Origin of the sequence: Clostridium sp. AF28-12 (genome assembly GCF_003435225.1) — a bacterium.
Classification (GTDB): Bacteria; Bacillota; Clostridia; order Lachnospirales; family Lachnospiraceae; genus Pilosibacter; species Pilosibacter fragilis.
Genome location: NZ_QWGJ01000003.1, coordinates 164166 through 179380 on the forward strand (window position 1 = coordinate 164166; position 15215 = coordinate 179380).

13 protein-coding genes are annotated in these 15215 nt (G+C 51.9%); all 13 read right to left on the reverse strand.

The features are described 5' to 3' along the window. Positions 1-37: 37 nt before the first annotated feature. Positions 38-730 carry a thiamine diphosphokinase gene (locus DWY93_RS04360; RefSeq protein WP_242990521.1) on the reverse strand — a complete coding sequence of 231 codons (693 nt, stop codon included), beginning with the start codon at positions 728-730 and terminating at the stop codon, positions 38-40. A 52-nt stretch (positions 731-782) separates the two neighbouring features. Continuing rightward, on the reverse strand, positions 783-1448 hold the full coding sequence (gene rpe / locus DWY93_RS04365; protein ID WP_015554617.1) for a ribulose-phosphate 3-epimerase: 666 nt from the start codon (positions 1446-1448) through the stop codon (positions 783-785). Positions 1449-1452: 4 nt separating this feature from the next. Continuing rightward, a complete protein-coding gene (gene rsgA, locus DWY93_RS04370) occupies positions 1453-2331 on the reverse strand; it encodes a ribosome small subunit-dependent GTPase A (protein ID WP_117469667.1) in 879 nt (292 codons plus the stop codon). Then, positions 2328-4502 carry a Stk1 family PASTA domain-containing Ser/Thr kinase gene (gene pknB / locus DWY93_RS04375; protein WP_015554618.1) on the reverse strand — a complete coding sequence of 725 codons (2175 nt, stop codon included), beginning with the start codon at positions 4500-4502 and terminating at the stop codon, positions 2328-2330. Before pknB ends, rsgA begins: the two co-directional genes overlap by 4 nt. Continuing rightward, the gene (locus DWY93_RS04380) at positions 4499-5239 is read right to left on the reverse strand and encodes a Stp1/IreP family PP2C-type Ser/Thr phosphatase (RefSeq protein WP_117469668.1); all 741 of its coding nucleotides are present in this window, start codon (positions 5237-5239) and stop codon (positions 4499-4501) included. Before DWY93_RS04380 ends, pknB begins: the two co-directional genes overlap by 4 nt. Beyond that, entirely contained in the window at positions 5236-6282 is a 1047-nt protein-coding gene (gene rlmN, locus DWY93_RS04385; protein WP_015554620.1) for a 23S rRNA (adenine(2503)-C(2))-methyltransferase RlmN, read from the reverse strand. The genes DWY93_RS04380 and rlmN overlap by 4 nt, the downstream gene beginning before the upstream one ends. A 102-nt stretch (positions 6283-6384) precedes the next feature. Next, positions 6385-7716 (reverse strand): 16S rRNA (cytosine(967)-C(5))-methyltransferase RsmB, encoded by a 1332-nt coding sequence (gene rsmB / locus DWY93_RS04390; protein WP_117469669.1) that lies wholly within the window; start codon positions 7714-7716, stop codon positions 6385-6387. Continuing rightward, the gene (locus tag DWY93_RS04395) at positions 7706-8431 is read right to left on the reverse strand and encodes a zinc metallopeptidase (protein WP_015554621.1); all 726 of its coding nucleotides are present in this window, start codon (positions 8429-8431) and stop codon (positions 7706-7708) included. The genes rsmB and DWY93_RS04395 overlap by 11 nt, the downstream gene beginning before the upstream one ends. 94 nt (positions 8432-8525) lie before the next feature. After that, on the reverse strand, positions 8526-9452 hold the full coding sequence (gene fmt / locus DWY93_RS04400; RefSeq protein ID WP_015554622.1) for a methionyl-tRNA formyltransferase: 927 nt from the start codon (positions 9450-9452) through the stop codon (positions 8526-8528). Between the two features lies 1 nt (position 9453). After that, on the reverse strand, positions 9454-9930 hold the full coding sequence (gene def, locus DWY93_RS04405; RefSeq protein WP_117469670.1) for a peptide deformylase: 477 nt from the start codon (positions 9928-9930) through the stop codon (positions 9454-9456). Positions 9931-9967: 37 nt separating this feature from the next. Next, on the reverse strand, positions 9968-12187 hold the full coding sequence (gene priA / locus DWY93_RS04410) for a primosomal protein N' (protein WP_117469671.1): 2220 nt from the start codon (positions 12185-12187) through the stop codon (positions 9968-9970). Positions 12188-12223: 36 nt separating this feature from the next. After that, a complete protein-coding gene (gene murF / locus DWY93_RS04415) occupies positions 12224-13612 on the reverse strand; it encodes a UDP-N-acetylmuramoyl-tripeptide--D-alanyl-D-alanine ligase (protein ID WP_117469904.1) in 1389 nt (462 codons plus the stop codon). Positions 13613-13661: 49 nt separating this feature from the next. After that, entirely contained in the window at positions 13662-15155 is a 1494-nt protein-coding gene (locus DWY93_RS04420; RefSeq protein ID WP_347465628.1) for a UDP-N-acetylmuramoyl-L-alanyl-D-glutamate--2,6-diaminopimelate ligase, read from the reverse strand. Positions 15156-15215: the final 60 nt, after the last annotated feature.

A 15215-nucleotide genomic window follows, 5' to 3' on the forward strand; every position in this document is an offset into this window, starting at 1 on the left:
TGCTTTTTCACGCTGATATTTTCACGCGGTGTTCTCTTTAATCTCTTGACTCCACGCAGATCAGGATCCCTTTCCGGAACGTGATCTTTGCCCGCTCCCCTGGAATCTCATTGCTGACACAGAGACTGGGATCCTCTAAGATCGAGATGTCCTTATTGTGCAGCAGATATTTAAATCCATCCAGCGTGATTCCAAGAACGGTCTCCGTAAGCGGAAGAAAGGAGACATATTTCCCGTAGATCCGGTCTTTCAAAAAAACGGAATGTTCCTCATCATCCGGTGTCAGGAGAAAGATACGGTTTTTTGCATCATAGATCTCCATGAAAAGTCCTGCATCCTTCGCCGCCCGCATCAGATGGATATTGGAAAGCTCATGATCCAGCCTGCCCCCTGTGGCCCCCAGAACATGGGCGGTATGAAACCCTGCCCGGAGTGCGGAGCGGACCGCAAGATCCGTGTCCGTCTCATCCTTCTCCGGCTTATGGACATCCGTCGCCCATCCCTCTTTCTTTCTGAGTTCTTCCATCCGTTCCAGCCCGAAGGTATCAAAATCTCCCACCGCAAGGTCCGGCACAAGCCCCAGCTCCTCGCAGACGGCAAGACCCGCGTCCACTGCGATCACATAGGGATATTTCCGATTTTTCACGAATTCCGCAGCAAATTTCCGGTCCGTCGGTCCGCCCGACACGATCAGGCAGGTATCCGTCATTTCTCTTCTGTCTGCATTCATATTATCTGCCTCTCCCCTATCCATGGCACATCCTCACGCCGGGTGCGGCCCCTTATCTTGCGGAATACTCCTCAAAGATCTTCAGGAACTCCTTTGTATTCGCTGCCGCATCGTTCTTAAACACCGCGGAACCCGCAACGATCACGTTCGCGCCTGCATCGAGAACCTCTCTGACATTTGCCGCATTCACGCCGCCGTCCACCTCAATATCGGTGGTGAGTCCGGCCTCATTTAACATGCCGCGGAGCTTTTTGATCTTCTCTAACGTATACGGGATAAACTTCTGTCCTCCGAATCCCGGATTTACGGACATAATCAGAAACATATCTGCTTCTTTTAAGATACAGGAAAGTGTCTCGACCGGAGTTGCCGGGTTTAACGCAACAGCTGCTCTGGCACCGGTCTCCTTGATCTGGTTGATGGTACGGTCCAGATGAAGACAGGCTTCCTGATGGACACAGATGATATCCGCGCCGGCCTTTCTGACATCATTTACATATCTTCCCGGCTCCTCCACCATCATATGGACATCAAACACACGGTCTGTTGTCTTTCTGAGGGATGAGATCACCGGCATACCGAAGGAAATGCTCGGGACAAACGCTCCATCCATCACATCCAGATGGATGTACTGCGCTCCCGCGTCAGAAACTGTCTTTACATCTTCACCAAGTTTTGAAAAGTCTGCTGAAAGAATCGATGGCGCTAATATATACATGATCTTAATATCTCCTTTTACTCTTCAGTTCTTCATAGATCAGCCGGTAATTTTCATACCGGGAATCCGCAATCTTTCCTGCTTTTACGGCCTCCTTGACGCCGCACTCCCGTTCTCCCACATGGACACAGCCCAAAAACCGGCATTCCGGCTCGTAAGCCTCAAATTCCGGAAAGAAATCCTTTAACTCTTCCGGCTTCATATTGTCGACAAAGATGGAGCTGAAGCCCGGCGTGTCCATCACGAAGGTCTCCTTCTCGACGAAGAACAGCTCCGAATGTCTTGTGGTATGGCGACCCCTGCGGATCTTCTCACTGACGGCCCCCGTCTCCATCTCCGCCTCCGGCTGGATCCTGTTTGTCAGGGATGATTTTCCAACACCGGACGGGCCGGCAAGTGCCGTTGTCTTCCCCCTTAAGAGGTCATGGATCGCCTCGATCCCTTCCCCCGCCAGAGCACAGGACAGATGGACATCATATCCGGCATCCCGATAGATTCCAGCAAGTCGTTCTGCCTCACCCTCTTTTCCGAGATCTGTCTTATTAAAGCAGATCACCACCGGAACATTCTGGGCTTCCATCGTAACCAGAAAGCGGTCCAGAAGGTTTAAATTCGGTTCCGGGTCAGCGACGGCAAACACGATCATTGCCTGATCGATGTTCGCCACTGCCGGACGGATCAGGGAGTTCTCCCTCGGAAGGATCTCCACGATGTTTCCGAGGCTCTGCTCCTCAGAAAGCACGTCGAACTCCACATTGTCGCCCACAAGAGGCTTGATCTTCCGGTTCCGGAATACGCCCTTTGCCTTACACTCGTATACTTTGGAAACGCCGTCATGTACGTAATAGAATCCGGCAATTCCCTTTATGATCTTTCCAGTCAACCGTCAACCTCCGTAAATGTCACATTATAGGATGTCAGTACCACGTTGTTCGTGAGGTCCACGATCTCCACCTCACCGGTCTGTACGCCGTCCGCGCCGCGGATCCTGTCTAACTTGATATTCAGGGTTGTGTCCGCGCTGTAAGACTTTGGCTCCGCAAGCTTCGTATAGGTCACTTTGCCGTTCACCGTCTGCTTTAAACGGATCAGGATCTGGATCTCGGAGGATGCTGCCCCCGGTCCATAGGAGACCTGAAGCGGATAGCTTGCATCCAGAGATGCAATAAACTGTTTTTTCGGAGCTTCCGGCCCAAGACTCAGAGTGTAATCCACGGTATCCCCAGGTGCTACCTGAGTTCCTGCCTCAACGCCCTGACTGATGACGTGACCGGCCGAGATCGTGCTGTCGTACTCCTTTGAAACCTCTCCGGTCACAAGTCCTGCCGCGGAAAGAAGTGCTGCCGCCTCCGCGTCCGTCTTTCCATAAAGATTCGGTACAGGAACGAATTCCTCCTCCGGTCCCGTACTCACATATAAGGTTACGGTACTTCCGAGGGCCACTTTTTCCTCCGGTTCATAGCGGATGATCGTTCCGGAAGCCACCTCCTCGCTGGCTTCCTCCCGAACATCTGCTTTTAAATTCTTTCCCTCCAACAGGCGGACCGCCGTTTCCAGTGTCATTCCGGAAAGACCAAGTTCTGAGAGATCAACCTTATCAGAGCCTGCGCTGATGACAACTGTCACCTTGGAGAAACGCGGAATCACGGTATCGGGCTCTTCCTTCTGTGAGATGACGATGCCTTTTTCCACTTCATCCGAGTTTTTCTGCTCTACCTGCATGGTGAGATCGAGTCCCTGTAAGATCTTCTCGGCTTCCTCCTCGGAGTGGCCCACAAGCTTCGGCATATAGACTTCCTTCTGGCTGATAACAGTCTCCGATGCCGCAGTTGTCTTCGCTTCTTCCGTCATAGCTTCCTCAGAAACGGTTTTTGTCGGATCCTCCGGAGTGCTGCTTCTGAACAGACCGCCAAGCTTCAGAACAAACACGATCACAACCGCGACAATGACGATGGCTGCCGCCACGCCCAGGCCTGTCAGGATCTTTTCCAGTCCTGTGGCTTCATCATCCACTTTATTCTTTTTCGGTTCCTTCTTCGCGTTGTCTGTCTGATCATACCGCTTTTCCAGATCCCGCCGTTCCCTGCGCTCACGGATCTCTTTTACCGGCTTTGACTCCCGGATCCGTTCCCCACTTCTCGTCTTGATCAGATTCAGTTCTTTTGGGCTGATGACGATGGTATCGGAGCTGTGGTCTTCCTCTTTAACGGCGCCGATAGTCGGGTCATCATCATTTAAAAGTGCTCTTCTCAGGTCACTGATCACGGCCGCCGCGTTCGGGTATCGGCGCTCCGGTCTCTTTTCCGTACATTTTAAGATGATCCTCGCAAGACTTGGGGACACATCCGGATTCAACATTCTGGGATCCGGCATTGGTTCTTCCAGATGTGCCAGCGCGACCGTCACCGTGTTGTCCCCCTCAAACGGAACATGGCCGGTGACCATCTCAAACATGGTGATACCTAAGGAATACAGGTCGCTCCGCTCATCGCTGTATCCGCCTCTCGCCTGTTCGGGGGAGATATAGTGGACAGATCCCACAACTGTCGCCGCATTCATGGTCTGAGACGACACAGCTCTCGCAATTCCGAAGTCCGCTACCTTCACCTTTCCATCCATGGAGATCAGCATATTCTGAGGCTTGATATCACGGTGAATGATATGCTGTTCATGGGCTGCTTCGATTCCGGAGGCTACCTGGATCGCGATCCCGATGGCTTCCTTTACATCCAGATGACCTTTTTTCGTGATATAGCTCTTTAAGGTGATTCCCTCTACGAGCTCCATAACGATAAAGTGGATATCTCCCTCATCCACGACATCATATATATTGACAATATTCGGGTGTGAAAGTCCGGCCGCTGCCTGAGCTTCCATCTTAAATTTACTGACAAAGGTCGCGTCGGAAGTAAACTCCGATTTCAGTACCTTGATTGCGACCAGACGGTTTAATTTATGGCATTTTGCTTTATAGACCTCTGACATTCCGCCGGAACCTATCTTTTCCAGAATCTCATATCGGTCCTGCAGCATCGTTCCAGGGTATAAAATCATAGCTTCACCTCACTTATCTGAGGTTCTACAAGGACAATCGCAATGTTGTCCTTTCCTCCGTTCCGGTTTGCCTCGTCAACCAGCGCTTCCGTCTTCTCTTTCAGCGTATCCGTTGTCTTTAAGACCCGGCTGATTTCGGCATCATCCACCATGTTCGTCAATCCGTCAGAGCAGAGCAGAATACAGTCACACTCAAGAAGCGGCACTTCAAAGAAATCCGCCTCCACCCGGTTTCCGATTCCCATGGCGCGGGTAATAATGTTCTTCTGACTTCGGTAGGACTCGCTGTCCCGCTCCATTTTTCCTCTCGCGACCATCTCTTCCACAAGGGAATGGTCTCTCGTGATCTGTGCAAGACTGTCCCGCAAAAGATAAAGTCTGCTGTCCCCCACATTTGCCACGTACATCATGTCGTCCTCGATCGTAGCGGCAACCAGAGTGGACCCCATTCCTTCCCGGTCCGGGTTTCCCTGAGCTTCCTCAAAGAGCCCCTGATTCGTCTTCTCCAGAGCTTTTCTGAGGATCATCACAGGACTGGCCAGATCAGAATTTTCAATATATTCTTTCATATGTTCCACGACATACCGGGACGCGAAATCCCCGGCCTTATGTCCGCCCATTCCGTCTGCCACGATGAACAGATTCGGAAGCGGTCCCACCGGCTGATCCGCTGCAAACAGGAAATCCTGATTGGATCTTCTCACAAGACCGGTGTCTGTCTTCGCGTAAGAGATCATGACGATTCCTCCTCACTCAGATAGCTCTTTCTAAGCTGTCCGCAGGCACCGCCGATATCGCGGCCCATCTCCCTGCGGATCGTAACGTTGATGCCGTGTTTTTCAAGATAACCCCTGAACGCGTCAATGGCATCCCGATTGGACTGTTTGAAGTCGCGTTCCTTGATCGGGTTTACCGGAATCAGGTTCACGTGCCCCTGCATATCCTTTAAAAGCGCAGTCAGGCGCTTTGCCTCGTCAAGGTTATCATTGACGCCCTGTACAAGACTGTACTCAAAGGTCAGGCGTCTTCCTGTCTTTTTATAATATTCCTTACATGCCGGAAGCACCTCCGATAAGGAGTAGCTGTTGGCGATGGGCATCAGAGTCTTTCTCGTCTCATCGTCCGGCGCATGAAGGGAAAGTGCCAGAGTAATGGAAAGACCTTCCTCCGCAAGCTTTAAGATCTTTGGTACGATCCCGCAGGTGGATACCGTGATGTTTCTCTGACTGATATTCAGACCGTTTTCATCGGAAAGAAGCCTGATAAACCGGATCAGGTTATCATAGTTATCCATCGGCTCACCACTTCCCATGACCACAACGTTGGAGACACGCTCTCCCGTGGATCTCTGGATCCGGTAGATCTGATCCAGCATCTCCGAAGGACGTAAGTTTCTTGTGAGTCCGTCCAGAGTGGACGCACAGAACCGGCAGCCCATGCGGCAGCCCACCTGAGAGGAAATACACACAGAATTTCCGTGGTGATATTTCATCAGGACGCTCTCGATCACGTTTCCGTCATCGAGACCGAACAGATACTTTCTTGTCCCGTCGATCCCCGATTCCAGCATCTTTACGGTCTTAAGGGACGTGTATGTACTGTATTCCGAAAGCTTTTCCTTAAGCGACTTCGGAAGGTTCGTACATTCGTCTAAAGACTCGGCTAATTTTACATGCATCCACTGGTATAACTGTTTTGCCCGGAACGGTTTTTCACCCAGCTCCTTCACGAACTCTGTCAGTTCTTCCAGTGTCATTGATTTCAGGTCTTTCTTTTCCATTCTCGATTCTCCAAAAGCCTTGGTTCTGTCATGTTTCCACATAAATCCGTTTTTAACGGATCCGCAGGCAGTCATGTCCGCGGATTCAGAACCTGCACAGTATTATTTCTTCTTTTTGAACACAGAGATAAAGAAGCCGTCGCAGGGATGGAGTCCCGGAAGAAGCTGGATCCTGTTCTCCTCGCAGGAACTCTTAAGAGCCTCCGGCAGGAGATCTGCGATCCTCTTCTTTTCAAACGCCAGATGCTTCTCGATCCAGTCCGCGTTTTCTTCATTCTCTTCCTCAGTGATCGTACAGGTACTGTAAACAAGCGTTCCACCAGGTTTTACATACTGAGTCACCACAGAAAGGATCTCCCTCTGCAGCTTTGCGAGATTTTTGATCTCATCTCTCGTCATCCGCTCTTTGATATCCGGTTTCTTTCCGATAATTCCGAGACCGGAACATGGGAGATCTGCCAGAACCACATCTGCCTGCTCCACCATAGACGGATCCAGAACTGTCGCGTCCCAAACGTTCGTGCGAATGTTCCGGAAGCCGCAGCGCATGATGTTCTCCTCAATAAGATCCGTCTTTCTCCCGCTCACATCTCTCGCTTCCACCATACCGGTACCTTTTAAAAGATCTGCCGCATGCATGGCCTTTCCTCCCGGAGCTCCGCACACGTCAAGAACGAAATCTCCCGGGGCAATAGATGCCATCTGTGCCGCAAGGGAGGAGCTTGGATCCTGAACTGTGATCTTTCCTTCCGTGAACGCGCACACCCGGTCTAAGTAGTCGAAGCCACGGATCGAAGCGATCCCCGGAAATATCCCGGACTCCTCCACCGTAATGCCCTGATCTCTCAACTCTCCGATCGTTTTCTCCGCCGGGGAGATGCTCTCATTAAAGCGCACCGTAAGGGGGCGTTCTTCTAAAAATGACGCAGCAATGGCTTCAGAAGTCTCTTTTCCATACATTTCCTCCCACATGGATAACATCCACCGGGGGATCGAATAGCGCTCCGAAGCGTCCTTCCAGACAAGTTTCTCTTTTTCTCTGGAGACCGTCCGCAGGACACCGTTCACAAATCCGGAAAGATCCTGGAATTTTCGTTTCTTTGCAAGCTTTACCGCCTCATTGCAGACCGCGGAGTCCGGTACACGCTCCATATACAGAATCTGGTAGACCGACATTCTGAGGATCTCCCGGATCACCGGCTTCATTTTTGCGGTCTTCACCTTCGAAAAGCGGTCAAGCACTGCATCGATCTGGATCCGGTACTCCAGAGTTCCCTCCACGCATCTTGTGATAAACGCGCGGTCCTGACGTTCCAGAAACAGGTACTTTTCCAGTGCCTGTTTTAAAACAATATGGCTCAAATTATGGTTTTCGAGGACTTCCAGAAGGACGTCAAGGACGACCTCCCGGATATTTGTCGTATTATCTGTCACGTCTGTTTCTTCCTCCAAAGAGAATTATGAGACGGAGAAGCTGCAGGATCGAAGTCGCTGCTGCCGCCACATAGGTCAGTGCCGCCGCGTTCAGTACTTTTCTCGTCCCGTTTACTTCCTCGCCCGCGAGAATGCCCTGTGCATCCAGAAGTCTTACCGCACGGGCAGACGCATTGTACTCTACCGGAAGTGTCACAAGCTGGAACAGCACCGCCAGAGAGAACATTAAGATTCCGATCTCCACCAGCGGAGAACCAAGTCCGCCGAACACAAGTCCTAAAAGGATCAGCGGCCAGGAAAGACTGGAGCCGAAGTTTGCCACCGGAACGAGAGCACTTCTGAACCGTAACGGCGCATATCCCTCATTGTCCTGCATCGCGTGGCCGCATTCGTGGGCGGCAACACCGATAGCCGCAACGGAAGTCGCTCCGTAAACGGACTGGGACAGGTTTACGGTCTTCGTCCGCGGATCATAGTGATCGGTAAGTTCACCGGCGATCTGCTGGACCGTCACATCGTAGATTCCCTGCGCATTTAAAAGGCGTCTCGCCGCCTCTGCCCCTGTCATGCCAGTCATGCTGCGGACTCTGGAATATCTCGAGAACGTGGAATTTACACGTCCCTGAGCCCAGAGAGAAAGGGCAACTCCGATCAATACAAGGATGATCGTCGGATCAAGACCATAACCATAACCGTAACCATACATTCCGTACATAAAACATCTCTCCTTTCGATCTCGTTTCTGTCGTCCCGGCAGCCGGCTTTTCAGCCGGATTTTTCAGGACCGCCCGCGGCATCACCCGCGAAGCTTACCCGCAGAAACTTCCGTCTTCCATCTGGAAACCGCGCAGGAAGGAAGCTGTATCCATCCGCTTCTTTCCCTCAAGCTGAAGCTCCTTTACGTCAAGGACACCTTCTCCGGTCTCCACAAAAAGCCGGTCCTTTGTCACATGGATCTTTCCCGGAGCTCTCTCTCCCGGAAGATCCGCAACCTCTGCCGCCCAGATCTTCATCGTCTTTCCGGCATATGATGTATATGCGCTTGGCCACGGATTTAAGCCGCGGACAAGACGTTCAATGGACACCGCGTCCTTCGTCCAGTCGATATGTCCCATTTCTTTCGTGAGCATCTTCGCGTAGGAAGTACCGGACTCTCCCTGCGGAGTTCTCGTGATCGTTCCGTTTTCCAGTCCCTTTAGAGTGGATAAGATCATGGATCCACCGAGGGCAGAGAGCTTGTCAAACAGGCTTCCGCCAGTCTCTTTCTCATCTAACGGGATCGCTTTCTGTTCCAGCATATCGCCGGTATCCAGCCCCACATCCATCATCATGGTCGTCACTCCGCTCTCCTTCTCACCGTCAATGACCGCCCACTGGATCGGGGCAGCCCCGCGGTATTTCGGAAGCAGGGACGCGTGTACATTCACGCAGCCGTATTTCGGAAGATCCAGAATGGACTTCGGAAGGATCTGGCCAAATGCGACGACAACGATGGCATCCGGTGCCATCGTTTTTAAAAGCTCCACAAATTCCGGATCCCGCACCTTTACCGGCTGGTATACCGGGATTTCATACTCGATCGCTTTTTCCTTTACAGGAGTCATAAGGACGGCTTTTCCGCGCCCCTTCGGCTTATCCGGCTGTGTCACCACAGCCACAACTTCATGTCCGCCCTCAATGAGAGCAGTCAGCGTCGGAACCGCAAAGTCCGGCGTTCCCATAAAAACAATACGCATACTATTCCTCATCCTCTCCGGCTGTATCCTGAAGTTCGCCTTCTACGAGATCGACGTAAAGTTTTCCATCCAGATGGTCGCACTCGTGGAGAATGCATCTCGCGAGAAGTCCGTCTGCCTCGATCACATACTCTTCCATATTCTCATTGAGAGCTTTTGCCTTTACATGATCCGCGCGGGTCACCTGTCCGCATTTTCCCGGAACACTTAAGCAGCCTTCCTGACCGGTCTGGCTTCCGCTCGTCTCGAGGATCTCCGGATTGATCAGCACATACTGGTTTCCGTCCTCCACATCGATAACCACGACGCGCTTGCGGACACCCACCTGCGGTGCGGCAAGGCCGACGCCGTTATTCTCATACATTGTCTCAAACATATCTTCGATGAGCTCAAGGGTCCTCTCATTCATTTCCTTTACCGGCTTACACTCTTTTGTAAGGATCTCATCTCCGATGGTTCTGATCTGTCTGATTGCCATTTTATCTTATTTCCTCTCAATTTTTTATCGAAAACTACTAAGTCAGATCATACTGGACGAACACATTCCGGAAAAGATCCGGGATGTTCTCCCGCTTCCGGGCGCAATTTCTGACTTTTAATAGTATATCATAACTTTCATGTTTCATATATAAAATTTTTCTGTAATTATCATTAAGTTTGTAGGGGGAATCCTCCACCGGACCGATGACCTTCAGTCCATCCAGTGCATATTCCCTCAGAATGACCCGTTTCATATCCTCTGACGCACGGATCACATCCGCCTCCCTCTTTGAGGAAAGTCCGATGGTCAAAAGTCTTACAAGAGGCGGATATCCCATCATCTTCCGGTACAGAAGCTCCTGCCGGTAAAACTGCAGATAGTCCTGCTCTGCCGCGGAGGATACTGCATAATGGTCCGGCGCATATGTCTGGATCACCACATCTCCCTGAAGCTCCCCGCGCCCGGCCCGCCCGGATGCCTGAGTCAGGAGCTCAAAGGTACGCTCTGCGCTCTTATAGTCCGGTGCATAGAGGGAGAGATCCGCTGCCATGACACCCACAAGGGTCACACTCGCGAAGTCATGACCCTTTACGATCATCTGGGTCCCAATGAGAATATCCGCCCCGCCCTCTGCGAAGGTGGCGAGGATTTCTTCATGAGCTCCTTTTTTTGCCGTGGTGTCCGCATCCATTCTTAAGATCCGGGCCTTTGGAAATTCCCTTTTTGTAAATTCTTCCAGTTTCTGGGTCCCCGTCCCAAAGGGCGCGATAAACGGGGAACCGCAGGACGGACATCGATCCGGCAGCGGCCGTTCAAATCCGCAGTAGTGGCATTTTAACCGTCCGTTTCTGTGGTATGTAAGACTCACATCACAGTGCGGGCATTTCATCGCCTTTCCGCAGGAGCGGCAGGACACAAAGCCCGCATATCCCCGCCGGTTCATGAACAGCATCACCTGCTGCCTGTTCGCCAGCCGATCCTCGATCAGCCCTTTTAATCTCCGGCTGAAGATCGAGCGGTTTCCCTCTGCAAGTTCTTCCCTGAGATCCACAATGTGGACCCCTGCCAGACGGCTGTTCTCCTTTGCCCTCTTTGTAAGGGTCAAAAGCTTATATTCACCCTGTTCTGCCAGATAATAGCTCTCCACAGACGGTGTCGCAGACCCTAAGACCACGGCTGCCCCGCTCATATCAGCCCGGACCTTTGCGACCTCCCTGGCATCGTACCGCGGCGCCGTCTCACTCTTATAGGCTCCCTCATGCTCCTCGTCGATGATGACGAGCCCCAGATCCGGAAACGGCGTGAAAAGAGCGGAGCGCGGACCGATCATGATATCAATCTCCCCGTTTGCCGCCCTCTCCGACTGCTCGTAGCGCTCCCCAGCCGAAAGTCTGGAATTCATGATCCCAACCCTGTTTCCAAATCGCCGGTAAAAACGCATCACAGTCTGGTAAGTCAGGGAGATCTCCGGGATCAGGACGATGACCTGCCGCCCTTTCCGGAGGACGTGGTCGATGAGCTCCATGTAGACCTCCGTCTTGCCGCTTCCCGTGATTCCGTAGAGCAGATAGGTATTACGCTGTCCGGAATCATAGTCCCGGATCACGGTCTCTGCCGCGTTCTTCTGTTCCTGATTCAGGGCGACAGGTCCGGTCTCTGGAAATCTGTTTCCTGCTCCCGGTTCTTTTTTGACTGTTTTCAGGTCCACGATCTCTTTTTCTACTAACGGTTTCAGCATCGCGGCCGTGATGCCGAGCTTTTCGGAAGTCAGCTTCAAAGGCAGCTCCCCGTTTTCAAGAAGTGCCCGGTAAAGCCTTATCCGTGCCCGGTATTTCTTCTTTTCCGCTTCTATAAGCAGCGTTTCGATCTCATTCTTCGGTTTTAAGGAAACGATCACACGTTCTTCCCTCGGCATCACCTTCGCCTTTACGGGAAGAACCGTCTTCAGTGCCTGATTCATCGTGGTGGAATAGCGGTCCTTCATCCAGAAGGCGAGGCAGATCATCTGAGTACGGATCGGGACAGCGCCTGTCTCCACATCCAGGAGCTCTTTCATTTTTTCAGGGTCATAATCTGTCTCTTTTGAGAGACCTACCACGATCCCTTTCCGTTCGGTATTTCCTTTTCCGAAAGGGATGTTCACCTGAACTCCGGGCTTTACAAGCTCTTTCAGATGGTCAGGGATCCGGTATTGGAAGATCCGGTCCACATTTTTTACGGAAAGATCAATGATGACATCCGCATACGGTTCCATTTCGGATCCCTCCCTTCTCAAAACTTCCGTCCATTCCTACCTTCCGGCCATCTCCACGAATTGATCTGCCACAGCAGACAGTCCCATGGAGTTGGATCCCTTAAAGAGAACGCAGTCTCCGTCCCGGATCTCCGTCTCCAGATATTTCACCATCTCCCCGCAGTCTGAAAATTCCACCACCGGGATCTCCTTCACCGCACGGACGCCTTCTGCCAGACTCCTGCATGCCTCGCCCAGCGTCACAACAAGATCCACGCCGGAATTTGCCGCGTACTCGCCCACTTCCCTGTGGTAGGCCAGATAATTCCCGCCAAGCTCCTTCATATCCGCAAGGACAGCAATATGGCGTTTTCCCGTGAGTCCCTGAAACACATCGAGAGCCGCCTTCATGGATGCAGGACTCGCGTTGTAAGAGTCATCCATCACCGTAAATCTTCCGTCGGCATAGACCTGCTGGCGGTGTTTGAATCCATGGAAAGTCAGAAGACCCTCCGCGGCTTCTTCCATCGTCATACCGCGTTCACAGCAGACCGCAATGGCTGCCAGAGCGTTCATCACATTGTGTGTGCCCATGACGTTCAAGAGGACTTTCTGGGTTTTTCCCGCATGAACAACCGTAAACTCCGTCTTTCCGTCCATGAGGACGATGTCCACCGCGCGGTAATCACAGGTTTCCCCGGTGCCATAGTAGACTGTCTTCACACCGGCCTTTCCTCTGGTCCTGCAAAGCATATCATCGTCGCCGTTTAAGATGAGGATGCCGCCATCGGAAAGTCCGTCCTGGATCGTCAGCTTCTCCCTGTAAATATTCTCGCGGGATCCAAGCTGCTCGATGTGGGTGATCCCGATGTTTGTGATCACTGCCACATCCGGCTTCGCGATCCGTGCGATCACGGTAAGTTCACCCGGCTCGCTCATTCCAAGCTCCAGAACACCCACTTCATCTTCTTTTGTGATCTCGGACACGGTAATCGGAACTCCTACCTGACTGTTGCTGTTGCCCGGAGTCTTGTATACATGAAACCGCGCAGAGAGTGCCGCCGCGATCATTTCCCGCGTTGTGGTCTTTCCGACGCTCCCTGTGATACCGACAATGGGCAGTGTCAGACGTTTTCTGAGGTAACGGCCTACGGCCTGAAGTGCTTTTTTCGTGTCATCCACAGCGATCCAGGCACAGGAGGTCTCCGCCATTTCTTCCGTTTTTTCCTTATGCTCACTTGTAAGCACCGCACCGGCTCCCTTTTCGGCAACCTGTTCCAGAAATTTATGTGCATCTACTTTCTCGCCGATGATCGGCACGAAAAGATCTCCGGTCTCAACCTGTCTGGAATCCAGGCGGATCTTGTTTAACATGACACCGTCATCTCCGGAGAGCAGTACGCCTCCGGTGGCAAGGACGATATCCTGAACGCTTACGTTCTCCATTCCTTTCCAATCTCCTTTACTGCTGCAGTCTGCGTCCCTCTGCGGACGATCATACATTATTTACCGCCTCTTCCACGACTTCCCGATCCAGAAAATGATGTTTCACACCTTCGATCTCCTGATAATCCTCATGGCCTTTTCCGATAATGGCGATCATGTCACCCTCCTCGGCGTTCCTGATCGCGTAAAAGATTGCTTCCCGTCTGTCCGGGATCACAAGATATGTTCCGTCCGTCTTCGCAAGGCCCACCTCGATGTCCTTGATGATGTCCTCGTTTTTCTCAAAACGCGGATTGTCGGCCGTAATGATACAGAAATCCGCCATCTTTCCACCGATCTCCCCCATTGAATATCTGCGATCTCTGGCGCGGTTTCCACCACAGCCGAATACACATACGAGACGCTTCGGATGATAATCCCGGAGTGTTGTGAGCAGACTTTCCATGCTGACCGCATTGTGGGCGTAATCCACGATCACACTGCACTTTTTCGATACGTGCGCGATCTCCATGCGACCATCCACGCGGACCTTCACGAGGGATCCAAGGATTGCCTGTTTTGTATGATCATCAAGCACCCCGCTTCCACCGGAAAGCGCCAGAGTGCAGACCGCCAACGCCGCCAGAGCATTATCCGCGTTGAATTTTCCCGGCATCCCTACGCGGACTCTTCCGTCAAGCATGCCGTAGATTGTGAATTCAATTCCCACAAAATCGTGATTTGATGCATAGTGAATGTCATCACCCATGAAATCCGCGTTTCCATTCAGGGCATATGTAAGAAGTCTGCAGGTCGCATCCTTTACGACCTCATCGTAGTGGTCTGTCAGACGATTCACGATCCCCGTTTTGCAGACAGTAAGAAGCCTTGACTTATAAAAAAGATACTCTTCAAAGCTCTTGTGTTCCTTCGGCCCGATATGGTCCGGAGAAATATTTGTGAACAGACCGTAGTCGAACATGATCCCGCCGACCCTGTGAAGCATTAAAGCCTGAGAGGAGACCTCCATCACACAGCACTCACAGCCAGCTTCCACCATTTTATGGAAATAATCCTGCACCACATAGGATTCCGGTGTCGTATTGGAGGTCGGGAATTTCACATCCCCGATGACTGCGCCATTCGTTCCGATGAGACCGGTCTTCTTTCCGGCTGCCTCAAGGACCGCCTTGATCATATAGCTCGTCGTGGTCTTTCCCTTCGTGCCGGTGATCCCGATGGTGATCAGTTTCTCTGCCGGATAACCGAATCGCGCCGCAGAAAGCTCCGCCAGCGCGAGTCGTCCGCTCTCAACCCGGATCACAGTCACATCCGCCGGTACTTCCACTTCTTTTTCTACCACAAGAACTTTACAGCCAGCCCTTAATACGTCCGGAATAAACTCGTGGGAATCCCTGGTGCTGCCCTGAATGCACACGAATACGGAATCCGGTCTTGCCTTTCTCGAATCATAGATCACTTCATCTACGTTCTGGTCCAGACTGCCGCAAACCAGATCGTATTTCATGCGTTTTAACCAATCTCCAATTACCACTGTCGTCATCCTTTCTCATAACCCACACAGGCGGGAACATATGCGCCCGCCTGTGAGTTTTCTTACTTC